The following is a 23,321-nucleotide window of genomic DNA, read 5'->3' on the forward strand; positions in this document are numbered from 1 at the left end:
TTATATTCGATTTTATTTTTAATACTATTTATGTTAGAATTAGCAGGAATTATTATATTAGGTATTGTGGCTCAGTGGTTTGCTTGGAGGTTTAAAATACCTGCAATTTTACCTTTAATTTTAATTGGGTTGCTTGTTGGACCAATATCAACACTAATTTCGGTAGACGGTACAAAATGGTTAGAGCCAGTTTGGAATGGAACAGAAGGATTATTCCCTGGTGAGCGCTTATTTAACTTTGTATCACTAGCCATTGGAATTATTCTTTTTGAAGGAGGTTTAACTCTAAAAAAAGAAGAAATACTAAATGTAGGCCCCGTAATTTTAAAGTTAATTACACTCGGCTCTGTTATCACTTTTTTTGGAGCAGGTATAGCAGCACATTATATTTTTTATTTAAGTTGGGATATTTCATTTCTATTTTCCGCATTAATTATAGTAACAGGGCCAACGGTTATTGCGCCAATTTTAAGAAATATACCTTTGAAAAAGGATATTTCAACTGTATTAAAATGGGAAAGTATACTTATTGATCCAATTGGAGCCTTAGTGGCAGTATTGGTTTTTGAGTTTATAAGTGTTGGTACTGGTTATGAATATACTAAAGAAGCTTTAGTAGAATTTGGTAAAATAGTTATTATTGGAATTTCAATTGGTTTCACATTTGCCTATGGACTTTTTTATGGAATTAAAAATAATTTAATTCCACATTATTTATTAAATGTTGCAACATTAGCTAGCGTACTTTTTGTTTTTGTTTTATCCGATTTTTTTGCCCACGAATCTGGATTATTATCAGTAGTAATTATGGGGATGGTTTTAGGGAATAAAAAATCAAAAGAATTAAAAGACATACTTTATTTTAAAGAATCTATAAGTGTGTTATTAATTTCAATTTTATTTATTTTACTTTCTGCAAACATTAATATTAGTGATTTATATTTATTGTATAACTGGGAATCTTTAATACTTTTTGGAGTTGTTATATTAATTTTAAGACCACTGGGTGTATTTTTAAGTACCATTAATTCTGGTTTAAAGTTTAATGAAAAAATATTTATAAGCTGGGTGGGTCCACGTGGAATTGTGGCGGCTGGTATAGCTTCCTTATTCGGACTTAAATTAACAATGCAAGGAGAGCCAGGTGCAGAATACATTACACCACTGGTGTTTATGATAGTTCTAGGAACAGTAGTTTTAAATGCAACAACAGCCAGATTGTTTGCAAAATTATCAGGTGTATTTTTAAAATCATCCGATGGTATTTTAATTGCAGGAGCGTCAAGTTTTTCACGTTTAATAGGAACTTATTTAAAAGAAAACGGTAGACGTGTAGTGTTAATTGATAGCAACCCAAAAAGTATTGAAAAAGCAAGAGCTTTGGGCTTGGAAGGTATTGAAGGAAATGTGTACTCTGATGATTTAATTGATAATATTGAATTAAATGATGTGGGTTATTTATTAGCCTTAACTGCAAGCGCATCTGTAAATAGGTTTGTTTTAGAGCGTTTTTCTGATATCTATGGAGAGTGTGGTGCTTTCAGATTAATTTCAACAGAAGAAATGTTAGCAGGTGAACATAAGCCAGACACCAACCTTTTTACGCATAGTAATGATTATATTAATTTAAGTGAGGTTGTTAGAGATTATCCTTTTATTAATGAAATTGAAATTAATTCCAAAGAAGAATACAAAAAACTATTGAAAGATATTAATTTTGAAACTCATGCCATTCCTGTATTTGTAAAAGATAATAAAGGTGTAATTCATATCATATCTTCATTATTAAATGATGATACTATTGAAAAAGGCAATAAACTAATGTATGTTGGTAAAAAATTAGTATAAATTTTAACCTACATATAATATTCTCTAAACTTTTAAATAACAGATGTTTCTGTAATTGTGCTTATGTAAAATATTCATTTTTTGAATGAAATTTAAGTAGGTGAATTCCCAAAGCGCGAAAAGAAATATAGACATTGTTGTTATATCTGATATACATTTAGGTACCTACGGTTGCCACGCAAAAGAGTTATTAAGCTATTTAAAAAGTATTAATCCACAAACGCTTATTCTTAATGGAGATATTATTGATATCTGGCAATTTAGTAAACGCTATTGGCCAAAATCTCACATGAAAGTTATTAAGTATATTTTTAAATTAATTTCCGAAGAAAAGGAAGTGTATTACATTCCTGGTAATCATGATGAAATGCTTCGAAAATTTGTGGACTTTAAATTAGGTTCGTTTTCTATTAAAAATAAAGTTGTTTTAGAGTTGGATGGAAAAAAAGCCTGGTTTTTTCACGGTGATGTTTTTGATGTTACCATGCAACATTCAAAATGGTTAGCAAAGTTAGGAGCCATAGGCTATGATAGCCTAATATTAATTAATAGAGGTGTAAATTTTATCAGTAACTTTTTTGGAAAAGGAAAAATTTCATTGTCAAAAAAAATAAAAGATAGTGTAAAATCAGCTGTAAAATTTATCAATAATTTTGAAGAAACTGCCACCAATATAGCCATTGAAAATAAGTTTGATTTTGTGATTTGTGGTCATATACATCAACCAATTATTAAAGAAATTGAAAATAATAAGGGTAAAGTTATGTACTTAAATTCTGGTGATTGGATTGAGAATTTAACGGCTTTAGAATATTATAACAAACAATGGAATTTATATTGTTATAATGATGATGATTTAGAAAAAAATGCAATAGAAACTGAAACGAGTATTGATATAATAGATCAATCTACAGAAGAAATATTTGGGCAATTATTAGCCGACTTTAATTTTAAAATATAATGAAAATATTATACGCAGTACAAGGTACTGGAAACGGTCATTTAAGCAGAGCTAAAGAAATTATACCAGCTTTACTAAATAGAGCTCAGGTAGATGTTTTAGTGAGCGGTACTCAGGCTGAAGTTTCTATTTCGCATCCAATTAAATATGTTTATAAAGGATTAAGTTTTTATTTTGGGAAAAAAGGAGGAATAGATTTTATAAAAACCATAAAAAGAAATTCAATTTTAAGTGTTTTAAAAGAAGTAAAAAATTGTCCTGTTGAAAATTATGATTTAGTAATTAATGATTTTGAACCAATTACAGCAATGGCTTGCAATTTAAAAGGAGTAAAAAGTATTTCATTAAGTCATCAAAGCGCATTGTATACTCCTAATGTTCCAAAACCAACTCATACAGATTTAATTGGAAAATTTATTTTAAAAAAATATGCAAAATGCAGTATAAACTATGGTTTCCATTTTAAAAAATACAATGATAACATATATACTCCAATTATAAGAAATGCTATAAGAACATTAAAAAGAATTGAAAAAGACCACTACACAGTGTATTTACCATCATATTCTGATAAAAAAATTATTGAAGTGCTTTCTGAAATTAAAGATATAAAGTGGAAGGTTTTTTCAAAAAATGCCAAAAAATATTACCAAGTTAAAAATGTATATGTAAGACCAATAGATAGTGATAAATTTGAAAAAAGTTTGGCTTCCTGTAAAGGTATTTTGTGTGGAGCCGGTTTTGAAACTCCAGCAGAAGCTATTTATTTACAGAAAAAATTAATAGTAATTCCAATGAAAAATCAATATGAACAGCATTTTAATGCTCGTGCATTAGAAGAGCTGAATGTACCTGTTTTAAACTCTTTAAAAAAGAAAAATATTCCTAAAATTAAAATGTGGATTGAAAGCAATCAAAAAATTGAATTAGATTTTCCTAACGAAACCCAACAAATAATTGATCATATTTTATATGATTTTATTGTTGAAGAAGATTTTTTATTTGTCTAAAATTTATGCTAATTTTTTTTATTGTAGTGTCATAATTTCAAAACTTCGTATTTTTAACTTTTAATTTTAGTTAAAATAACTGAAAATATGTATAATACAAGTAAAACATATAAGTTAATACGTTGGGGAATAATTGGTTGTGGTGATGTTACCGAAATTAAAAGCGGTCCGCCATATTATAAAATTGAAGGTTTTTCTTTAGCTGCTGTTATGCGCCGTGATAAAGCAAAAGCAAAAGATTATGCTACACGTCATCAAGTAAAAAAATACTACACAAACGCTGATGATTTAATAAATGATACTGATATTGATGCTGTTTATATAGCTACACCGCCAGACACTCATAAATTGTATGGGTTAAAGGTTGCTGCTGTTGGAAAACCATGTTGTATTGAAAAACCTTTGGCACCAAGTTATGCTGATAGTATAGAAATTTTTAATGCTTTTAATAAAACAAATACTCCGCTATTTGTTGCGTATTATAGACGAACACAACCTAGATTTAATCAAATTAAAAAATGGATTGATGAAGGAACTATTGGTGAAATTAGGCATATTAACTGGCATTTAAGTAAAACTACAAGTGAGCAGGATTTATCAAAAGAATACAATTGGCGAACAGATATTAAAGTGGCTCCAGGTGGTTATTTTGATGATTTAGCCAGTCACGGAATTGATTTATTCACCTATTTTTTGGGAAATATTACTGAAGCGAAAGGCATTAGTTTAAATCAACAAGGTTTATATTCTGCTAAAGATGCGATTACGGCTTGTTGGGTACATGAAAATGGAATTACTGGTGCCGGAAGCTGGAATTTTGGTTGTAATTTAAATGAAGATATTGTAAAAATTTATGGAAGTAAAGGTTCTATTGTATTTTCAGTTTTTGAGAATGCTCCAATTGTGTTGGAAAGTGCGTTAAAAAATGAAAGTGCAATGATTGAGCATCCTGAAAATGTACAATATTTTCATGTAGAAGCTATGAGAAATTTTCTTTTAAAAGGAAAAGAACATCCTTCAATGGGTAAATCTGCATTGCATACAAGTTGGGTAATGGATAAGATTTTGGGAGCTATTTAATAGTATGGATTTATTTAGTGTAAATTCTTTTCAAAATATATTGCCATTTGATGGTGAAGTATTAGATTATGGTTTGGTATTAAATAGTGAGAATTGTTCTTATTATTTCAATATTTTTTTAAATGCTGGTTTTTGGGAACACGATGAGTTTGTAATGTTTGGTAAGCAAATTATAACAGCACGTAAAGTCGCTTGGTTTGGAGATTTAGAGTGTCAATATTCTTATTCTAGTTCAATAAAAAAGGCAATTGCTTGGACTCCAGAATTACTTTCAATAAAAAATTTAGTGGAATTAAAAACAGGAAAAACATTTAACTCCTGCTTATTGAATTTATATCATAATGGAAATGAAGGAATGGGTTGGCATCAGGATAATGAAAAGGAATTAGGTAAAAACCCAATAATTGCCTCTTTAAGTTTAGGTGTAGCTCGAAAATTTTCTTTCAAACATGTGCAATCAAAACAAAAAGTTGATATCCTTTTACAACCAGGAAGTTTATTACTGATGAAAGGTGAAACGCAAGAAAAATGGTTGCATAGTGTGCCTAAAACAACCAAAGTGAAATCCCCAAGAATTAACTTAACGTTTAGAAATATTGAGAACTAATTAGTGTATTTCCAATAATGCGGATTGGTATCTTCAGAAACCTGATTCCAATAATCTTGATTCACTTTATGCCCGTCAAACGTTTTTAATTTACGTTCAAAAACCCAAATAGTTGGATTAAAAACCATATCGGTCACAGCAACAGTGTATAATTGAGGATCTTCTTCTGTTTTGCGTTTCTCTTCTTCTATAATTACTTCAAAACCATTGTGCTCTAATAGTTTTTTTAAAAAGTCTTTTCTATTTTCATCTGTATTTTTTTCAACAAAAGTTACTCTTGTTTCACCAATACTACCAAATGAATGTTTTCCGTCTAAACCCATAATTTCTTAATTAATAACACTACTTAATTCATAAATATAGTCGTATAACGGACTATATAATCCTAACACTAAAATACCAATTACTGTAATTAGTAATCCTAATTTCATATATAATTTATTCTCAAAAAATGGAATTGGATTTTCACTTCTTCTAATAAACATAGCTCTAATAACTAATAAATAATAATATAAAGAAATGGTTACGTTTACAACTGCTAAAAATACTAATAAATAATAGCCTTTACTTGCGGCAGCAGTAAATAAGAAAAACTTACCAAAAAATCCTGCAACTGGTGGTATTCCTGCTAATGAAAATAGAGCTAGCATCATTACCAAACTTAACTTTGGATTTGTTCTGTACAAGCCGTTATAATCATCCATATTTTCTTTACCCGTTTTTAATGAAATCGCTTGAACAACGCCAAAAGCAGCTAAGTTCGAGAAGATATAAATCATTACAAAATAAACAATAGTTGCTATTCCTAATTGCGTTCCAGTTATTAAACCTAATAATATAAAACCGGCTTGTGCAATAGATGAAAATGCTAAAAAGCGTTTCATATTTTGTTGGCGAAGCGCAAATAGGTTACCAATAAACATAGTTGCTAATGCTACTACATATACCATATTTTCCCAAACATGCATTAGTGGTTTAAAAATGGTAAACATTAATATCATTAAAATAAATACAGCAGCACCTTTTGAAATTACTGATAAATAGGATGCAACACTAATTGGCGCACCTTCATACACATCGGCAGTCCAAAAGTGAAATGGTACTAAAGATATTTTAAATGATAAACCAGCAAAGAATAAAATAAATCCTAAAATTGTTAAGTTGTTTGAAACAATTACTTCAATAATATCGTGAAAAAAGATAGAACCAGAAGTTGCGTATAATAACGAAATACCAAATAATGAAACTCCTGAAGCCAATGCTGCAGAAAGAATTAATTTAATACCTGCTTCACTAGATTTTCTTTTAGTAGTCTCATAAGCCGCTAAAGCTGCAACTGGTAAAGTTGATAACTCTAAACCGATGTAGAACATTAAAAAGTCACCAGCAGAAATCATAAAATACATTCCTAATAAGGAGGAGAATAATAAAATAAAGAATTCTGTTCCTCTGTTTTCTCCAACTATTTTTTCTTGAATCCAATCAGCGGATTGCAATAATAAAATAAACACTCCAATATTTAATACATTCTTAAAAAAGTGAATCAAATTATTAGTTTGAAATGAACCTCCAAAAATACTGCATTCATCAATATGAAAAAATCCGACTGCGGTATGAAAACCAAATAAAAAGATAGCCAAATGCACCAAGCTGCTTTTTTTGGATTTACTTATAAAAATTTCACCAACCAATAACAACAATGTAATTGCTAACAGTAAAATTTCGTGTCTCATTAATAAAAAACTACTTAAATTCATTTTTCTATATATTTTATAATTATCTATAAAAGTTTCAAATTCAAACTTTTAACTTTGTACTTTTAACTAGTTTATAATACTCCTTGAATAAATGGTTGAATACTTTCTAACAGCATATCACTCAACCAAAGTGGTGCAACACCCATTCCTATAATTGGAATAAGCAATAATAATATCCCCGTTTTCTCGTACCAAGTTGCATCTTCTAGTTGTAAATATTCACTATTTTTTATAGGTCCCATTAACATAATTCCAACCACTCTTAAAATATAAACGGCTGTAACAACAATTGCCGAAACTGAAATAATAGTTGCAACGCGATAAAACATTCCTTCATTTTGAAAAGCACCAACAAATATGTTCATTTCAGCTACAAATCCACTAAATCCTGGTAAGCCTAATGATGCTAAACCAGCAATAACATAAATTGCAGAAATAAAAGGAATAACTTTTAATAAGCCACCTAATTTAGTGATGTCTCTTGTGTGAGTTCTTCCGTAAATCATTCCAATTAATGCAAAGAATAATGCTGTCATAAATCCGTGAGAAAGCGATTGCATTAAAGCACCGTTCCAAGCAGTTTTATTTAACATTAATAATGCAAACAATACCATTCCTAAATGGCTTACTGAAGAATATGCGTTAATATATTTTAAATCGGTTTGTTTTAAAGCGCCAAACGCTCCATAAATTACTCCGGTTGCAGATAAAATGATGAAGAACCAACTCCATTCAATAGCTCCTGCAGGTAACAAGAACATTGCAACTCTAAAAACACCATAACCACCTAACTTCATTAAAACTCCAGCGTGTAACATAGATACTGCTGTTGGTGCAGATGCGTGACCATCTGGTGACCAAGTATGAAATGGGAATAAAGCTCCTAATACTGCAAAGCCAATAAAAGTTAAAGGGAAAAATAATTTTTGAGCTTCAAAAGGAATATTTACTTGTGCGATTTCTAAAATATTGAACGTTAAAGCGCCACCATCTGCATTAGAATTGAAGTAGATTCCTAAAACTCCAACTAATAAAACTGCAGAAGCCCCCATTAACATTAAAGTTAATTTCATTGCTGAATACTCTTTTGGGCCTGAGCCCCAAATTCCTATTAATAAATACATTGGAATTACCGCTATTTCATAAAAAACGAACATTGTAAACAAGTCAATTGAAATAAAGAATCCATATACTCCAGTTGAAAGTACTAATAAGGAAATAAAAAATTCTTTAGGTAAATCATCTGTTTTCCAAGAAATAAATACACCAGCTAACACAACAATTGCGGTTAACAGTAATAAAGCAACTGAAATTCCATCAACACCAATAGCGTAATGTATATTAAATTGTTCAAACCAAATATAATCTTTGGTAAAAACCATAATATCCTTATTAATGGCTCTTTCTTTAAAATAAGCAAAAAGTAAATTGATTGCCATTCCAAGTTGAATAATACTTCCAACCATTGAAACTAATCGCGCTTGTTTTAAACCTTTTGAAAATCCTAAAACTAAGATTGTTAAAACAGGTACAACGACAAAGAGTGATAAAATATCCATATTAATTTGTTAGTTTGTCCATAAATAAATAAAAACCAATGCTAAAACTACCACTCCAGCAATAAAGCCAAAAGCGTAATCTTGCAATTTACCTGACTGCATTCCTTTAATTTTTTCAGAAATTACAACCGTTTTATTACCAATTCCTTCCATTGTTCCATCAACATATTTTTTATCGAAAATAGCTATTGGCCAAGCGATTCTTTTGTATATTATTTTCTTTGTAACAAACATGTAAATTTCATCGAAATAAAATTTGTTGTTTGCCCATTTGTAAAACATTCCAAAGGCATTTGCAAATCTGTCTGCTAAATCATTTTCTTTTTTATAGAAAACGTACGCTAATCCAATTCCAGTTAAACCAACAACAGTTGCAACAATTGCTAAAGGAATATTTAAGTGCGCTTCAAAGCCAACTCTATCAGCTGTTATTAATTCACTAAAAGGAATAAAACCACCAATAAGACTTATAAATGCTAAAACCATTAAAGGAAATGTCATTGAAATATGTGACTCATGTGGTGCATGTTTGTATTGTGTGTCTTTTCCCCAGAAAATTCCAAAATACAATCTGAACATATAAAAAGCAGTTAAGCCAGCTACAAAAACACCCACAAAATAAATTAGCTTGTTGTGTTCAAAAGCAGCTACTAAAATTTCGTCCTTACTCCAAAATCCTGATAAAGGAAATACTCCAGAAATTGCTAGAGCAGCAATTAAAAATGTAATATGTGTAATAGGCATATACTTACGTAAACCACCCATATCTTTTAAATAGTTACTATGTACAGCGTGAATTACAGAACCAGCACCTAAGAATAATAAGGCTTTAAACATGGCGTGTGTAAATAAGTGGAACATAGAAGCCATATAACCAACACCTTCGTGTCCATCATATCCAGAAACACCTAAGGCTAACATCATGTAACCTAATTGTGACATTGTTGAAAATGCCAATACTCGTTTTATATCAGTTTGAGTAATTGCGATGATTGCGGCGAATAAGGAAGAAAAAGCACCAACATAAGCAACAACATTTAAGGCAAAACCATTTTCAACAAAATAATACATTGGAAATAATCTGGCTACTAAATATACACCAGCAACTACCATTGTTGCTGCGTGAATTAATGCAGAAACAGGAGTTGGGCCTTCCATAGCGTCAGGCAACCAAATATGTAGTGGAAACATAGCTGATTTTCCAGCGCCACCCATAAAAATTAAAATTAATGCCCAAGTGGTAATAGATAATCCCATAAATGAAGTGGATGCCCAACTTAAAATAGCATTTCCTTCAGGATTATTTAATGTTTGAAAATCGTATGTTCCAGAATAATAACCAATAATTAAAATTCCAATTAAGAACCCTAAATCAGCAAAACGAGTTACAATAAATGCTTTTTTTGCTGCAGCAACTGCTGAGGTTTTTGTGTAATAATATCCAATTAATAAATAAGATGAAACTCCTACTAATTCCCAAAAAATATAAATTTGGAATAAGTTTGTTGCCAATACCAAACCAAACATAGAAAAGGAGAATAATCCTAAAAAGGCAAAAAAGCGCGTATAACCATCATCACCTTTCATATAGCCTCTACTATAAATATGAACCATTAATGATATGATTGAAACAACAATTAACATCATTACTGAAATAGGATCAATTAAAATACCCATATCTATTGCTAAGGTATCTGTAAAGTTCATCCACGTTGTTTTTTCAACAAATGTTTGATAAACACCATCAACTTTTCCAACTACAAAAAAGTATTGATAAGCTGTATAAAAAGATAATCCAGCCGAAGCAGATAATCCTGCAACACCAATATATCCAGAAATAGCTGGTTTTATTTTTTGATTAAAAATTCCAAGCAGTAAAAATGCTGCTAAGGGAATAAGAGGTATTAATATTACGTAAGTAAAATCCATAATTTCTTAACTATTAATATTTCAAAATTTCAGTATCCTTAACTTCTACAGAAGCAATTTGTCTATATAAATTAATTATTATAGAAACAGCCAGCGCAGTTTCAGCAGCAGCCACAGCTATAATAAAAATTGAAAAGAACACGCCTTGTAACATATCTGGATATAAATATTTATTGATAACAACAAAGTTTATAACAGATGCATTCAAAATTAATTCGATAGACATTAAAATTGAAATCAAGTTTTTTCTGGTAATAAAACCGTAAACGCCAATAAAAAATAGGATAGAGGTAACGGTTAAAATTTCGTATATGCTAATTCCGGCTATCATAATGTTGTATCATTTTTGTCGGTTAGTTTTTTCCCTTTTGCAATTACAATTGCACCAATCATAGAAGCTAATAAAAGCACACTAATTACTTCAAATGGCAAAATAAATCCGCCAGTTTCGTAGCTTAATAATCCATAACCAATATCCTCTGTAGTTGTAGTTACTGAATTTTCAACAACATTAAATTGATGACCATAAATAGTGGTTAAAAAAACACCTAAGCCAACTAAACAGGCTAAACCAGTTAAAATTTGTTTTGATCTTTTTGCTAATTCTAGTTCCATTTCAATATGATGAACCAATACTACTGAAAAGATGATTAGTACTATAATACCCCCTGCATACACTGTAAGTTGAATAGCTGCAAGAAAATTATAATCTATTAAAAAATAAATACCTGCAATTCCACATAAAGTGAATAATAGGTAGATTACTGACCGAAGCATTTTTTTGCTAGTTACTGATGCGATTGCAAACACAATCATAATCAATGCTAAAATGTAAAATATAATTTGTTCCATATGCTTATTCTTCTACTCCAGCTTTTAATTTAGAGTTTGGTTGATTTAAAACTTTGGTCAAATACGATCTATCGTAAACAGAGTTTTCAAAATTTTGGGCCCAAACAATGGCATCTGTAGGGCAGGCTTCTATACATAACCCACACATAGTGCACATTCCTAAATGATAAATATGCTGATCTATCATTTTTTTCTTTTTACCACTTTCTGGGTCAATTTGTCTGTCCCAAATAATTTCAATAGAACCATTTGGACAAGCTAATTCACATTTTTGACAACCAGTACAACGGTGTTCATTATTTTCATCGTGAGGCATTACCACTTCACCACGAAAACGTTCAAACATTTTTAATGTTTTTCGGTTGTCTGGATATTGTTGCGTGATGGCTCCTTTTCTTGAGGTTAAAAAGTACTTTCCGGTAACACTCATACCGGTAAGTAGCGTTTTTATCCCTTTATATATGTCTCCAAAATAACTCATAATTCTTAAAATTGAATTGTTAGGTTAAGCCAAACAATTACTGCCATTAAAATGATGTTTAATAAGTTTAGCGGTAATAAATATTTCCATTCCAATGTCAATAGTTGATCAATTCTCAAACGAGGGAATGTCCAACGGAACCACATCATTAAAAATACCAGCATAAAAGTTTTTCCAATAAACCAAAAAACACCTAACCAAGGAATAGATTCTGTGATACCAAATGGTGATAACCACCCTCCAAAAAATACGGTAGTTGCAATGGCTGCAATAATAAACATGTTGATGAATTCCGCTAAAAAGAAATAAGCAAATTTCATTCCTGAATATTCAGTATGAAAACCAGCTCCTAATTCACTTTCAGCTTCCACCATATCAAAAGGGGCTCTGTTTGTTTCGGCAGTTCCGGCAATCATATAAATCATAAATGCAATTACTGCAGGAATATGACCTTGAATAATTAACCAGCCGTTTTTTTGAACTTCAACAATTTCTGATAATTGCAAAGTACCCGTTAGTAAAACCATTGTTAATAATGATAAACCAACTGAAAGCTCGTAACTTATAGTTTGAACTCCACTACGCATTGCGCCAATTAAAGCAAATTTGTTATTACTTGCCCAACCACCTAATAAAATTCCAATTACACCAATGGATGAAATTGCAATTAAAAAGAAAATTCCAATATTAATATCAAAGGCTTGAAATTCTTGTGTGAAAGGAAAAACCGATAGCGCCATTAATGACGATACAATTACAAAATATGGTGCTAAATTGAATAAAAATTTATCAGCTTTTACAGTACCTGTTAATTCTTTTGAAACCAATTTTAAAGCATCTGCCATTGTTTGCAATAAACCCCAAGGTCCAACTCTGTTTGGCCCTAAACGTAATTGAAACCAAGCAGCTATTTTACGCTCTAATAAAACAAGATACAAACCTGCAACCGCAAAAATGGCTAAATAAATTAATGCGATGGTAACCATTGCTCCAATATTTGCAGCTCCTTCAGACATAAAGCCTGATAGCAATTCGGTAATGGTTTTTGTTATATTTAATGATATATTCATTGTATTAATTTTATCTGTCAATATCTGGAATTACAAGATCTAATGTTGCCATAGATGCTACTAAATCTCCAATTTTACCACCAACTGCAATATGATTTAGCAATGATAAATTTGAAAATCCAGGAGATCGGAATTTTAATCTGTATGGATTTTTAGTTCCTGTACTATTTATATACACTCCTAATTCACCACGTGCAGTTTCTACTTTTTGATAAAACTCACCTTTTGGTAATTTTATAACGGCATTTGTTGCTACTTGAACATCACCTTCAGGAATGTTGTCAATCAACTGTTCTATAATAGACATTGATTCCCACATTTCTTCAATTCTTACTTGGTAACGTGCAAAGCTATCTCCTTCAGTTTTTAATACTTCATTAAAAGTTACCTTATCTAAGGCACTGTAAGGATGGTGTTTTCTAACATCACAAGAATATCCAGATCCGCGACCAACTGGGCCAGAAGCTCCAAATGAAATAGCATCTTCTTTGGTTAACATTCCAACACCTTTCATACGTTTTTGAAAAATTACGTTTCCAGTAAGTAATGTATCGTATTCTGGTAATTTTGTTTTAAAATGAGCAATAAACTCTTTTGTTCTTTTTACAAAATTTGGGTGAATGTCAAACATTAAACCACCAGGAATGTTGTAGTTCATTGTTAAACGGGCACCACAAGTTTCTTCAAAAATATCATTAATCATTTCACGATCTCTAAAACCGTAAAAATAAGTAGTTAATGCGCCAACATCCATTCCCATAACTCCCCACCAAAGTGTGTGTGAAGCAATACGTGTAAGTTCACCAATAATAGTTCGTATAACTTTAACACGATCTGGAATTTCTAATTGCAATGCATTTTCAACAGTTAAGCAAACTGCTTCATTATTTATGTGTGAAGACAAATAATCCATTCTATCTGTTAAATGAACAATTTGCTGATAGCTGTCTCGCTCACACATTTTTTCGATAGAACGGTGAATGTAGCCTAAATCTGGCTCTACTTTTTTAATAATTTCACCATCAATGGTTAATAATAAACGCAAAACACCGTGAGTTGCAGGGTGCTGAGGTCCCATATTAATGAAATATTCTTCCGATTTTAAGTTGCTATTTTTTATAGTTGTATCCATAATTACTTAATAACCATATTAATTTCATCTACATAATCTTTTCTTAATGGAAATCCTTCCCATTCATCAGTTAAAAACAAGCGTTTTAAATTTGGATGGTTATTAAATTTTATTCCAAAGAAATCGAATACTTCGCGTTCGTGAAATTCTGCAGTTCTCCAAATATCACAAACAGAATCAAAAGTTGGATTTTCTCTATCTTCAGTTTGAACTTTTACAACCACAATATGTCTGTGTGTAGTAGATTCTAAATGATAAATTACACCCAATGATTTTTCATAATCCATACCAGTTAAGCAAAATAAATAGTCTAAACTAGTTTCGGCATTGCTTTTTAATTGTGATAATAATTGGTGTAATTGTTCAGGTTTTACAGAAATATTTAAGAATTGAGAACCTTCTTCAGTAAATTCCAGTTCTGGAATCCAGCTGCTAATTAAGTTTTGTAATGCTTCGTTGGTCATAAATTATTCTTTTAAAGTCCTTCATCAAACCCATCAACAGGATTCACTTTATGTTTCATGTTTTCTGTTCTAATTTTATCTTGAAGCATTAACATGCCTTCTAGCAAAGCTTCAGGACGCGGAGGACAACCAGGAACATAAACATCAACAGGAATTACGTGATCTGCACCTTTAACTACAGAATAAGAATTGTAGAAAAACGGACCGCCAGAAATAGCGCAAGCTCCCATTGCAATTACATATTTTGGTTCCGCCATTTGATCGTATAAACGACGTAGAACGGGTGCCATTTTATTAACAATGGTTCCTGCAATAATAATTAAATCGGCTTGTCTTGGGGAAGGCCTTGCAACCTCAAATCCAAATCTGGAATAATCGTGACGAGCTGCTCCTGTTTGCATCATTTCAATAGCGCAACAGCTAGTTCCAAAATAAAGTGACCATAAAGAATTTGATCGTCCCCAGTTAATTATTTGATCTAATGAAGTAACAATTACGTTAGCTCCGTTACCTGCGGGAATTACTTTCCCAGGAAAGTCTGCTGGAACCTGCGGAACAGATTCGTTTGGTTCCATTTGACTAGTATATCGTTTTTTTTCTACTCCCATTTTAATGCTCCTTTTTTCCAAGCGTATAATAATCCTAATCCTAAAATCACTAAAAATATAATAATTTCAATGAAAGCAACAGTACCCACATCCTTAAAAACAACTGCCCAAGGAATTAAGAATGCAACTTCTACATCAAAAATTAGAAATAAGATGGCAAATAAATAATAACCTACTTTAAATTGTACCCAAGTTGGTCCAATAGTGGTCATACCACTTTCATAAGGTTCTCGTTTTTGAGGATTGTCTGATTTATGCGAGATTAAATTTGATAAAAAATTTGCACCTGCAACTAAAACAATTCCAGCGAGTAGAAATACAATAATAGCTTCTGAACCCATTTTAATACGCTTTTTTATTAGTCTACAAAAGTAGTAGATTAATTAAGATAATCAACCTATACTTTTTTTATTTAAAAATTACTGACAAATGTAAATGTATTGCAAAAAAAGATACCTGACTTAAATCAGGTATCTTTGTTACATTTGTTACTTAACTGTATATGTCTCACCGGAGAAGAATAAATCGTCGGTTTTTTTGAATTTTGAATTTGCTTTTACTTGTTTGGTTAATGCATCTTCACGTTCTTCAAAAGTAACATCATCAAAACTTCTTATAATTCCTGTAGCTACTGGATATTCTAATCTCACTAACATTTGATGCAATGTTGGGTCTTTTTCTTTGGCATCATGTACTAATAGATCTTCTTGAGTAATGCCATTTTCACCAATAGTAACAACTTCCAATTTTAATTTATTTAAAACCAGTCCTTTGTCTCTGTTTTTTCCAAAAATCATTGGTTTGCCGTGTTCTAAGAAAATTTGTTTATCTTCTTTAACATCTTTGTCTGTAATATTGCTAAAACATCCATCATTAAAAATAACACAGTTTTGTAAAACTTCAATAAGAGATGTTCCTTTAAATTTGTGAGCATCAATCATCATTTGTGTAATTTCTTTTGGAACATTACCACCAATTCGTCCAAAGAAACGCGCTCCAGCACCCAGTGCTAATTCTCCAGGAATAAAAGGAGGTTGCGTATTTCCATAAGGCGATGATTTAGTTTTTTGACCCACCAATGAAGTAGGAGAAAACTGTCCTTTTGTTAAACCATAAATTTCATTATTGAAAAGTACAATGTTTAAATCTATATTTCTTCGTAATACATGTATGAAATGATTTCCACCAATAGCCATAGAATCGCCATCACCAGTCATTACCCAAACACTTAAATTTGGATTTGCTAATTTAACTCCCGATGCAATTCCTGGTGCTCTACCATGGATAGTATGCATTCCATAAGTATTCATATAATATGGAAAGCGTGATGAGCATCCAATACCCGAAATAAATACAACATCTTCTCTTTTAACACCCATCTCTGGTAATGCTTTTTGCATTGAGCGTAAAATCACATAGTCATCGCATCCTGGGCACCATCTTACTTCCTGATCACTAGTAAAATCTTTAAAAGTATATTTTTGTTCTGTAATTGCTTCCATAATTATTCTACTAATTTTTTAAATTCTTCAATCAGTTCATTATTTCCAAATGGTAATCCTTGTATTTTATTAAATTGTAAAAACTCAAATCCATTAAAATTAATTTTCAGAATTTTAGCAAACTGACCGTTGTTTAATTCACAAACAATAATTTTTTTGAATTTTTTTAATAATTCTTCTGTATTTTTTGGAAGAGGGTTTATATAGTTAAAATGAGCTAAACCAATATTTTTATGGCCTTCTTCATTTATTTGCTTTACAGCAGAGTGTAAAGACCCGTAAGTTCCTCCCCAACCAATAACTAATAAGTCACCTTCTTCAGCAAATTCAGGTTTAATTTCAGGAATATAGTTTTGAACACGTTTAATTTTTTCAGCTCTTACCTTTGTCATGATTTCATGATTTTCAGGAGCTTGAGAAACATTACCGGTAATTCTATCTTTTTCCAGTCCACCAATTCTATGCTCTAAACCTGGGGTTCCTGGGATTGCCCAATTACGTGCTAAAGTTGCTTCATCTCTATCATATGGATGACAATTTTCAGAAGCATTTTTAGAAATTCTATTTTTAATATCAGGTAAATCATTCAAGCTTGTAATTTTCCATGGAGCTGATCCATTAGCTATATAACCGTCTGTTAATAAAATGACAGGGGTCATATGTTCTAAGGTTAATTTTGCTGCTTCGTATGCGTATTGAAAACAGTTGGCAGGTGTACTTGCAGCAATAACAATTACAGGGCTTTCCCCATTTCTACCATACATAGCTTGTAATAAATCTGATTGCTCCGTTTTTGTTGGTAAACCTGTTGATGGACCACCACGTTGAACATTTACAACAACTAAAGGTAACTCCATAATCATAGCTAAACCTAAAGCTTCACCTTTTAATGCTAAACCAGGTCCTGACGTTGTTGTAATTGCTAAATCTCCCGCAAACGATGCACCTATTGCTGATGCAATACCTGCAATTTCATCTTCCGCTTGAAAAGCTTTTACGCCAAAATGTTTGTGTTTTACTAATTCGTGTAAAATGTCGGTTGCAGGTGTTATAGGATACGAACCTAAAAATAGTTCTAATCCAGATTTTTCTGCAGCCGCTAAAAATCCCCATGCTGTAGCTGTATTACCCATAATAATTCTATAGGTACCGGGTCTCATTTTAGCAGGAGAAATTGTGTACGCATTCGGAATTAATTCTAAAGTTTCAGCAAAGAAATATCCAGCATTTAATACTTTCGTATTTGCTTCAATTAAATGAGGCTTCGACTTAAATTTTTTCTTAAAGAAGTCAATAGTGTAATCTCTTGAACGTCCGTACATCCAATAAACCATTCCTAAAGCAAACATATTTTTACTACGGGTGATAGATTTATTATCTAAACCTTCAACACCTTTTAAAGCTTCTTTAGTTAAAGAGGTCATATCCACCTGAATAACTCTATAATTTTCAAGACTGTTATCTTCCAGTGGATTGGTTTCATACTGTGCTTTTTCCAAATTTTTCTTTGAAAAGGCATCAGAGTCAACAATAATAGTATGGCCAGGCTTTAATGCGTGTAAATTTGTTTTTAAACCAGCAGGATTCATGGCAACCAATAAATCTAAATTATCTCCAGGTGTACTCACTTCAACACTTCCAATATGAACCTGAAAGCCAGAAACACCATATAAACTTCCTTGAGGAGCTCTAATTTCTGAAGGGTAATTTGGGAAAGTTGCAATGTCATTTCCAAACATGGCAGATGTGTCAGAGAACTGAGTTCCTGTAAGCTGCATTCCATCACCAGAGTCACCAACAAATCGAATTACGACTGCTTCAACAACTTCTGGTTGTAATTTTACTTTATCTGAAATCATAATTTATGATAATTAGAAAATTTTATTTAAATTTATTGAAAATAATTTAATGCTTATAGCATACTGTCAAATATAATTTTACTTTTTAACACAGTAAATGACTTTTGTCACATAGCTTTAGCTAAAATTGTATAATTTTGTGAAATTAATAAATATTAAAAATTAGTAAACATGGCTATTAAAATAACCGACGAATGTATAAATTGTGATGCTTGTATTTCTGAGTGTCCAAACAATGCAATCTATGAACCAGATAGTGAGTGGGCGTATGCTGACGAAACTGCTTTAAGTGGAACAATTACTTTGCCAAATGGTGGTACAGCTGATGCTGATGCTATGAATGAAGCGAAATCTGATGAGTTTTACTTTATTGTAACTGATAAATGTACTGAATGTAAAGGTTTCCATGATGAACCACAATGTGCTTCTGTTTGTCCAGTTGATTGTTGTGTTCCTGATGAAGATCACGTAGAAACTGAAGATCAGTTATTAGCTAAAAAAGCTTGGTTACACGGAGAGTAATCTTTGTATTAAATAAAAAACCCTGAAAATTTTCAGGGTTTTTTATTTAATACAATTAAAAAAAGGTTAATCATTTAGTTTTAATACAGCCATAAATGCTTCTTGTGGAATTTCTACATTTCCAACCTGACGCATACGTTTTTTACCTTTCTTTTGTTTCTCTAATAACTTACGTTTACGAGAAATATCACCTCCATAACATTTTGCTGTAACATCTTTTCTTAATGCTTTTACTGTTTCACGCGAAATTATTTTAGCACCAATTGCTGCTTGAATTGGAATATCAAATTGCTGACGAGGAATTAACTGGCGTAATTTTTCACACATTTTTTTACCAATATTGTAAGCATTATCTGCATGAATTAATGATGAAAGCGCATCAACCGAAGTTGCGTTCAATAAAATATCAACCTTCACTAATTTTGAAGCTTTCATTCCAACAGGATGATAATCAAAAGAAGCATACCCTTTTGAAACTGTTTTTAAACGATCATAAAAATCAAAAACAATTTCAGCTAAAGGCATATCAAAAGTTAATTCAACACGTTCCGGTGTTAAATATGTTTGGTTAACAATTTGACCTCTTTTTTCAATACATAAACTCATTACTGGTCCAACAAAATCTGATTTTGTTATTATTGTAGCTTTTATATAAGGCTCTTCAACACGATTTAATTTTGATGGTTCAGGTAAATCTGAAGGGTTATTAACTAAAAGTATTGTATCAGGATGTTTGTTTGTAAAAGCATGATATGAAACGTTTGGTACTGTTGTAATAACTGTCATATCAAATTCGCGCTCTAATCTTTCTTGAATAATTTCTAAATGCAACATTCCTAAGAAACCACATCTAAATCCAAAACCAAGTGCGGCGGAGCTTTCAGGAATAAACACTAAAGAGGCATCGTTTAATTGCAGCTTTTCCATTGAAGAACGTAGCTCTTCATAATCTTCGGTGTCAACAGGGTAAATTCCTGCAAAAACCATTGGTTTTACATCTTCAAAACCTTCAATCCTTTTATCAGTTGGGTTCATAAAATCTGTAATAGTATCACCAACTTTAATTTCACTTGCAGTTTTTACTCCTGTAATTAAATAACCAACATCACCTGCTTTAATACTTTGTTTAGGTATTTGTGTTAATTTTAATGTACCAACTTCATCGGCTGAATATTCTTTAGCAGTAGCCATAAATTTGATTCGTTGCCCTTTTTTTATTTCTCCATTCATTACTCTAAAATAAGTTTCAACACCTCTATAAGAGTTGTAAACTGAATCAAAAATTAAAGCTTGCAAAGGTGCATTTACATCACCTTTTGGAGCTGGTACTTTTTCAATAATAGCTTTTAAAATTGCATCAACGCCAAAACCTGTTTTTCCACTTGCATGAATTACATCTTCTGGTTTGCAGCCTAATAAATCTACAATATCATCGGTAACTTCTTCTGGATTTGCGCCTGGTAAATCTACTTTATTTAGTACTGGAATGATCTCTAAATCATGTTCTAAAGCTAAGTATAAATTAGAAATAGTTTGTGCCTGAATACTTTGTGCGGCATCAACAATTAATAAAGCGCCTTCGCAGGCAGCAATAGATCTAGATACTTCATATGAAAAATCTACGTGACCAGGAGTGTCAATTAAATTTAAAACATATTTTTCACCTTCATAAGTGTAGTCCATTTGAATGGCATGACTTTTTATGGTAATTCCACGTTCACGCTCCAAGTCCATAGTATCTAATAATTGGGCTTGTTCTTCACGAGCAGTTGTTGTTCCGGTAAGGCTTAACAATCTATCAGCCAAGGTGCTTTTACCATGGTCAATGTGCGCTATAATGCAAAAATTTCTAATGTTTTTCATACTTCGTAATCCTGTCTTCTTATTTGGCGCAAATATAATGAAATAGTTTTGCCTTTAACAGCTAAAATTTTGTTTTAGTCGTGGTTAGGAAAAACTATACCTGCTTCTTTTCTAATTGCATCTAAAATACTCATTAAATCTATACTAGTTGATAATGGTAAAATAGGGCTTTCAATTAAGTTTTTATCTAAACAATCCATCACGTGAATGGCTTCAAATTGATATCCTAAATTTGGTCCTGCATCAAAAGATATCTGTTGATTTTTAGTTGTTGTTTGTAATAATATTGGTTCGTTTGAAAAGCGATCATATGCAATATGTCCTTTTTCAAAACTTAATTCTACATCATTTTTATAGTCACTTTTAAAACTTGAGTTTAAAATAGCAGAAGCCCCGTTTTCATAACTTAAAAAAACAGTAATACTTTCTTCAGATCCTGTTGGGCTAAATTGTGGAATTGCTTTAATCTGTGTTGGTTTTCCTAATAACATTAATGAAGTGAAAACAGGATAAATACCTATGTCTAATAGCGATCCAGCTCCTAAATCTAAATTATATAATCTGCTTTCTGGGTTGAATTCTCCTAAAAAATTAAAATCGGATTTAACCATTTTTAATTTTCCTAAATCTTCATTTTTAATTAGTTCTAATACTTTTTTAAATTTTGGACGAAAACGTACCCAAAAAGCCTCCATTAAAAACGTGTTATTTTCTTTTGAAGCTTGTATCATTTGTAAAACTTCTTTTAAGTTTATGGCAAATGCTTTTTCACATAATACTGCTTTTTTATGGTTTAAACATAATAAAGTGTGCTCTAAATGATGACTGTGAGGTGTTGCAATATAAACAACATCTACAAATGGATCTTTTACCATCTCTTCATAAGAGTCAAAAGACTTTTCAAACCCAAATTCTGAAGCGAAATTATTCGCATTTTCTCTATTTCTAGAAGCTGCTGCGTATAAATTAGCCTTGGGTAACTCTTTTAATTCTAACGCGAATTTTTTTGCAATTTTTCCGCAACCTAAAATTGCCCAGTTGTATTTTTTATTCATTTTATAATTATTCTACCCAATCTGCAATAAACAAATTGGTGTCGTGTGTTCCGTTATTATTTCTGTTTGAAGAGAAAACTATTTTTTTACCATCTGGAGAAAACATTGGGAAAGCATCAAAAACTGTATCAAAAGTAATTTGTTCTAAACCGGTTCCATCAACGTTTATCATAAATAAATTAAAGCTATGTTTAGTTTTATGATTGGATGAAAAGATTACTTTTTTACCTGAAGGATGAAAAAATGGTGCCCAGTTAGCGCTTCCTAAATTGGTGATTTTTGTTAATTCACTACCGTCAACATTGCAAATATATAATTCCATATTAGTAGGTTGAACCAAGCCAACAGCTAATAAAACTTTATATTCTTTAATTTCCGCTTCGGTTTTTGGACGCGATGAACGGAAAATTAATTTAGTTCCATCTGGAGAAAAGAATGCACCACCATCGTAACCTAGTTCATCGGTTATTTGCTGAACATTGCTTCCATCTAAATTCATAGTGAAAAGTTCTAAATCTCCAGTTCTGGTGGATGTAAATACAATTTTATCACCTTTTGGAGAAACAGTTGGCTCAGCATCATATCCTTTTTCAAAAGTTAATTGTTTTAATTGATTACCATTTATATCTGCTGTAAAAATGTCAAAACCTTCATAAACTGGCCAAATATATTTATTTCCATAATCCTCTTTTTTTGGAACTGGAGGACAATTTTTATCAGCCAAATGTGTTGATGAATAAATAATTGTTTTATTATCAGATAAAAAATAACTGCAAGTAGTTCTTCCTAAACCAGTGCTTACCATTTGTGGTTTAGTGCCTTTACTTAAATCGTCAGAAATGTCCATTGTGAAAATTTGATCACAGCCTAAACCCCAAATATTACTAGCCTGAAACACCAATTTTTTATTATCAAAACTCCAGTAGGCTTCAGCATTATCGCCACCAAAAGTAAGTTGTTTTATATTTTTTAAATGTTTTTCTTGAGGATAATGTATGGTGTTTACAATTTTAGTAGCGCCAGATTTTCCATCGTAACTACTAGAGTTATGCGCAGATTTACATCCAATAAATAACCCTAAAACAAGTAATGCTGTAATATTTAATTTCATATTGATATTTTTAGAGTTTCAAAAATACAATTTAATTAAGAATTCATAAAT

The 23,321-nt window shown here is 31.2% G+C and carries 23 protein-coding genes; 6 read left to right on the forward strand and 17 right to left on the reverse strand.

All coding sequences use genetic code 11. From position 1 onward, the window contains the following. Positions 1–30 precede the first annotated feature (30 nt). From JEY78_RS01385 to JEY78_RS01405, 5 genes are all read left to right on the forward strand, one after another. Entirely contained in the window at positions 31–1,848 is a 1,818-nt protein-coding gene (locus JEY78_RS01385; protein ID WP_291846176.1) for a sodium:proton antiporter, read from the forward strand. Between the two features lie 100 nt (positions 1,849–1,948). Continuing rightward, positions 1,949–2,809 carry a UDP-2,3-diacylglucosamine diphosphatase gene (locus tag JEY78_RS01390; protein ID WP_291846177.1) on the forward strand — a complete coding sequence of 287 codons (861 nt, stop codon included), beginning with the start codon at positions 1,949–1,951 and terminating at the stop codon, positions 2,807–2,809. After that, positions 2,809–3,819 carry a glycosyltransferase family protein gene (locus tag JEY78_RS01395; RefSeq protein WP_291846178.1) on the forward strand — a complete coding sequence of 337 codons (1,011 nt, stop codon included), beginning with the start codon at positions 2,809–2,811 and terminating at the stop codon, positions 3,817–3,819. Before JEY78_RS01390 ends, JEY78_RS01395 begins: the two co-directional genes overlap by 1 nt. A gap of 87 nt (positions 3,820–3,906) precedes the next feature. Then, the gene (locus JEY78_RS01400) at positions 3,907–4,899 is read left to right on the forward strand and encodes a Gfo/Idh/MocA family oxidoreductase (protein WP_291846180.1); all 993 of its coding nucleotides are present in this window, start codon (positions 3,907–3,909) and stop codon (positions 4,897–4,899) included. 4 nt (positions 4,900–4,903) lie between these two features. Beyond that, entirely contained in the window at positions 4,904–5,506 is a 603-nt protein-coding gene (locus tag JEY78_RS01405; protein WP_291846181.1) for an alpha-ketoglutarate-dependent dioxygenase AlkB, read from the forward strand. Here the strand turns inward: JEY78_RS01405 and JEY78_RS01410 are convergent. The 14 genes from JEY78_RS01410 to JEY78_RS01475 all read right to left on the reverse strand — a co-directional run bounded on the left by JEY78_RS01410 (position 5,503) and on the right by JEY78_RS01475 (position 18,719). Further along, entirely contained in the window at positions 5,503–5,829 is a 327-nt protein-coding gene (locus JEY78_RS01410) for a hypothetical protein (protein WP_291846182.1), read from the reverse strand. The two genes, JEY78_RS01405 and JEY78_RS01410, sit on opposite strands and share 4 nt — an antisense overlap. Positions 5,830–5,835: 6 nt before the next feature. After that, a complete protein-coding gene (locus tag JEY78_RS01415) occupies positions 5,836–7,263 on the reverse strand; it encodes an NADH-quinone oxidoreductase subunit N (RefSeq protein WP_291846183.1) in 1,428 nt (475 codons plus the stop codon). Positions 7,264–7,334: 71 nt separating this feature from the next. Next, the gene (locus JEY78_RS01420) at positions 7,335–8,822 is read right to left on the reverse strand and encodes a NuoM family protein (protein WP_291846184.1); all 1,488 of its coding nucleotides are present in this window, start codon (positions 8,820–8,822) and stop codon (positions 7,335–7,337) included. 9 nt (positions 8,823–8,831) lie between these two features. After that, positions 8,832–10,751 (reverse strand): NADH-quinone oxidoreductase subunit L, encoded by a 1,920-nt coding sequence (gene nuoL, locus JEY78_RS01425; protein WP_291846185.1) that lies wholly within the window; start codon positions 10,749–10,751, stop codon positions 8,832–8,834. Positions 10,752–10,764: 13 nt separating this feature from the next. Next, positions 10,765–11,082: an NADH-quinone oxidoreductase subunit NuoK gene (gene nuoK, locus JEY78_RS01430; protein WP_291846186.1), complete on the reverse strand. Its 318-nt coding sequence runs from the start codon at positions 11,080–11,082 to the stop codon at positions 10,765–10,767. Further along, positions 11,079–11,603: an NADH-quinone oxidoreductase subunit J gene (locus tag JEY78_RS01435; protein WP_291846188.1), complete on the reverse strand. Its 525-nt coding sequence runs from the start codon at positions 11,601–11,603 to the stop codon at positions 11,079–11,081. Before JEY78_RS01435 ends, nuoK begins: the two co-directional genes overlap by 4 nt. A gap of 4 nt (positions 11,604–11,607) precedes the next feature. Further along, complete coding sequence (locus tag JEY78_RS01440) at positions 11,608–12,084, reverse strand: 4Fe-4S binding protein (RefSeq protein WP_291846189.1); 477 nt, start codon at positions 12,082–12,084, stop codon at positions 11,608–11,610. Between the two features lie 5 nt (positions 12,085–12,089). Further along, on the reverse strand, positions 12,090–13,154 hold the full coding sequence (gene nuoH / locus JEY78_RS01445) for an NADH-quinone oxidoreductase subunit NuoH (protein ID WP_291846190.1): 1,065 nt from the start codon (positions 13,152–13,154) through the stop codon (positions 12,090–12,092). 10 nt (positions 13,155–13,164) lie between these two features. Next, the gene (locus tag JEY78_RS01450; RefSeq protein WP_291846191.1) at positions 13,165–14,286 is read right to left on the reverse strand and encodes an NADH-quinone oxidoreductase subunit D; all 1,122 of its coding nucleotides are present in this window, start codon (positions 14,284–14,286) and stop codon (positions 13,165–13,167) included. 2 nt (positions 14,287–14,288) lie between these two features. Further along, positions 14,289–14,750, reverse strand: coding sequence for an NADH-quinone oxidoreductase subunit C (locus JEY78_RS01455; protein ID WP_291846192.1), 462 nt, complete (start codon positions 14,748–14,750; stop codon positions 14,289–14,291). A gap of 11 nt (positions 14,751–14,761) precedes the next feature. Then, complete coding sequence (locus JEY78_RS01460; protein WP_291846193.1) at positions 14,762–15,358, reverse strand: NADH-quinone oxidoreductase subunit B; 597 nt, start codon at positions 15,356–15,358, stop codon at positions 14,762–14,764. After that, positions 15,349–15,699, reverse strand: coding sequence for an NADH-quinone oxidoreductase subunit A (locus JEY78_RS01465; RefSeq protein ID WP_291846194.1), 351 nt, complete (start codon positions 15,697–15,699; stop codon positions 15,349–15,351). Before JEY78_RS01465 ends, JEY78_RS01460 begins: the two co-directional genes overlap by 10 nt. A 147-nt stretch (positions 15,700–15,846) precedes the next feature. Next, positions 15,847–16,860: a 2-oxoacid:ferredoxin oxidoreductase subunit beta gene (locus JEY78_RS01470; protein WP_291846195.1), complete on the reverse strand. Its 1,014-nt coding sequence runs from the start codon at positions 16,858–16,860 to the stop codon at positions 15,847–15,849. Positions 16,861–16,862: 2 nt separating this feature from the next. After that, positions 16,863–18,719, reverse strand: a complete 1,857-nt coding sequence (locus JEY78_RS01475) for a 2-oxoacid:acceptor oxidoreductase subunit alpha (RefSeq protein WP_291846197.1) — start codon at positions 18,717–18,719, stop codon at positions 16,863–16,865. A gap of 171 nt (positions 18,720–18,890) precedes the next feature. Between JEY78_RS01475 and JEY78_RS01480 the strand changes: the two genes are divergently transcribed. Next, positions 18,891–19,241: a 4Fe-4S dicluster domain-containing protein gene (locus tag JEY78_RS01480; RefSeq protein ID WP_291846198.1), complete on the forward strand. Its 351-nt coding sequence runs from the start codon at positions 18,891–18,893 to the stop codon at positions 19,239–19,241. A gap of 66 nt (positions 19,242–19,307) precedes the next feature. Here the strand turns inward: JEY78_RS01480 and lepA are convergent, their stop codons facing one another. The 3 genes from lepA to JEY78_RS01495 all read right to left on the reverse strand — a co-directional run bounded on the left by lepA (position 19,308) and on the right by JEY78_RS01495 (position 23,270). Next, complete coding sequence (gene lepA, locus JEY78_RS01485; protein ID WP_291846199.1) at positions 19,308–21,104, reverse strand: translation elongation factor 4; 1,797 nt, start codon at positions 21,102–21,104, stop codon at positions 19,308–19,310. Between the two features lie 74 nt (positions 21,105–21,178). After that, complete coding sequence (locus JEY78_RS01490) at positions 21,179–22,159, reverse strand: Gfo/Idh/MocA family oxidoreductase (protein WP_291846200.1); 981 nt, start codon at positions 22,157–22,159, stop codon at positions 21,179–21,181. 7 nt (positions 22,160–22,166) lie between these two features. Beyond that, the gene (locus tag JEY78_RS01495; protein WP_291846201.1) at positions 22,167–23,270 is read right to left on the reverse strand and encodes a hypothetical protein; all 1,104 of its coding nucleotides are present in this window, start codon (positions 23,268–23,270) and stop codon (positions 22,167–22,169) included. Positions 23,271–23,321: the final 51 nt, after the last annotated feature.

Source organism: Lutibacter sp. (genome assembly GCF_016342705.1).
Lineage (GTDB): Bacteria > Bacteroidota > Bacteroidia > Flavobacteriales > Flavobacteriaceae > Lutibacter.

Excerpts from the sequence above, each read along its gene's own strand:
- JEY78_RS01385 (WP_291846176.1), top strand. The coding sequence starts at position 31 with ATGTTAGAATTAGCAGGAATTATTATATTAGGTATTGTGGCTCAGTGG.
- JEY78_RS01395 (WP_291846178.1), top strand. The coding sequence starts at position 2,809 with ATGAAAATATTATACGCAGTACAAGGTACTGGAAACGGTCATTTAAGC.
- JEY78_RS01400 (WP_291846180.1), top strand. The coding sequence starts at position 3,907 with ATGTATAATACAAGTAAAACATATAAGTTAATACGTTGGGGAATAATT.
- JEY78_RS01405 (WP_291846181.1), top strand. The coding sequence starts at position 4,904 with ATGGATTTATTTAGTGTAAATTCTTTTCAAAATATATTGCCATTTGAT.
- JEY78_RS01410 (WP_291846182.1), bottom strand. The coding sequence starts at position 5,829 with ATGGGTTTAGACGGAAAACATTCATTTGGTAGTATTGGTGAAACAAGA.
- JEY78_RS01415 (WP_291846183.1), bottom strand. The coding sequence starts at position 7,263 with ATGAATTTAAGTAGTTTTTTATTAATGAGACACGAAATTTTACTGTTA.
- JEY78_RS01420 (WP_291846184.1), bottom strand. The coding sequence starts at position 8,822 with ATGGATATTTTATCACTCTTTGTCGTTGTACCTGTTTTAACAATCTTA.
- nuoL (WP_291846185.1), bottom strand. The coding sequence starts at position 10,751 with ATGGATTTTACTTACGTAATATTAATACCTCTTATTCCCTTAGCAGCA.
- nuoK (WP_291846186.1), bottom strand. The coding sequence starts at position 11,082 with ATGATAGCCGGAATTAGCATATACGAAATTTTAACCGTTACCTCTATC.
- JEY78_RS01435 (WP_291846188.1), bottom strand. The coding sequence starts at position 11,603 with ATGGAACAAATTATATTTTACATTTTAGCATTGATTATGATTGTGTTT.
- JEY78_RS01440 (WP_291846189.1), bottom strand. The coding sequence starts at position 12,084 with ATGAGTTATTTTGGAGACATATATAAAGGGATAAAAACGCTACTTACC.
- nuoH (WP_291846190.1), bottom strand. The coding sequence starts at position 13,154 with ATGAATATATCATTAAATATAACAAAAACCATTACCGAATTGCTATCA.
- JEY78_RS01450 (WP_291846191.1), bottom strand. The coding sequence starts at position 14,286 with ATGGATACAACTATAAAAAATAGCAACTTAAAATCGGAAGAATATTTC.
- JEY78_RS01455 (WP_291846192.1), bottom strand. The coding sequence starts at position 14,750 with ATGACCAACGAAGCATTACAAAACTTAATTAGCAGCTGGATTCCAGAA.
- JEY78_RS01460 (WP_291846193.1), bottom strand. The coding sequence starts at position 15,358 with ATGGGAGTAGAAAAAAAACGATATACTAGTCAAATGGAACCAAACGAA.
- JEY78_RS01465 (WP_291846194.1), bottom strand. The coding sequence starts at position 15,699 with ATGGGTTCAGAAGCTATTATTGTATTTCTACTCGCTGGAATTGTTTTA.
- JEY78_RS01470 (WP_291846195.1), bottom strand. The coding sequence starts at position 16,860 with ATGGAAGCAATTACAGAACAAAAATATACTTTTAAAGATTTTACTAGT.
- JEY78_RS01475 (WP_291846197.1), bottom strand. The coding sequence starts at position 18,719 with ATGATTTCAGATAAAGTAAAATTACAACCAGAAGTTGTTGAAGCAGTC.
- JEY78_RS01480 (WP_291846198.1), top strand. The coding sequence starts at position 18,891 with ATGGCTATTAAAATAACCGACGAATGTATAAATTGTGATGCTTGTATT.
- lepA (WP_291846199.1), bottom strand. The coding sequence starts at position 21,104 with ATGAAAAACATTAGAAATTTTTGCATTATAGCGCACATTGACCATGGT.
- JEY78_RS01490 (WP_291846200.1), bottom strand. The coding sequence starts at position 22,159 with ATGAATAAAAAATACAACTGGGCAATTTTAGGTTGCGGAAAAATTGCA.
- JEY78_RS01495 (WP_291846201.1), bottom strand. The coding sequence starts at position 23,270 with ATGAAATTAAATATTACAGCATTACTTGTTTTAGGGTTATTTATTGGA.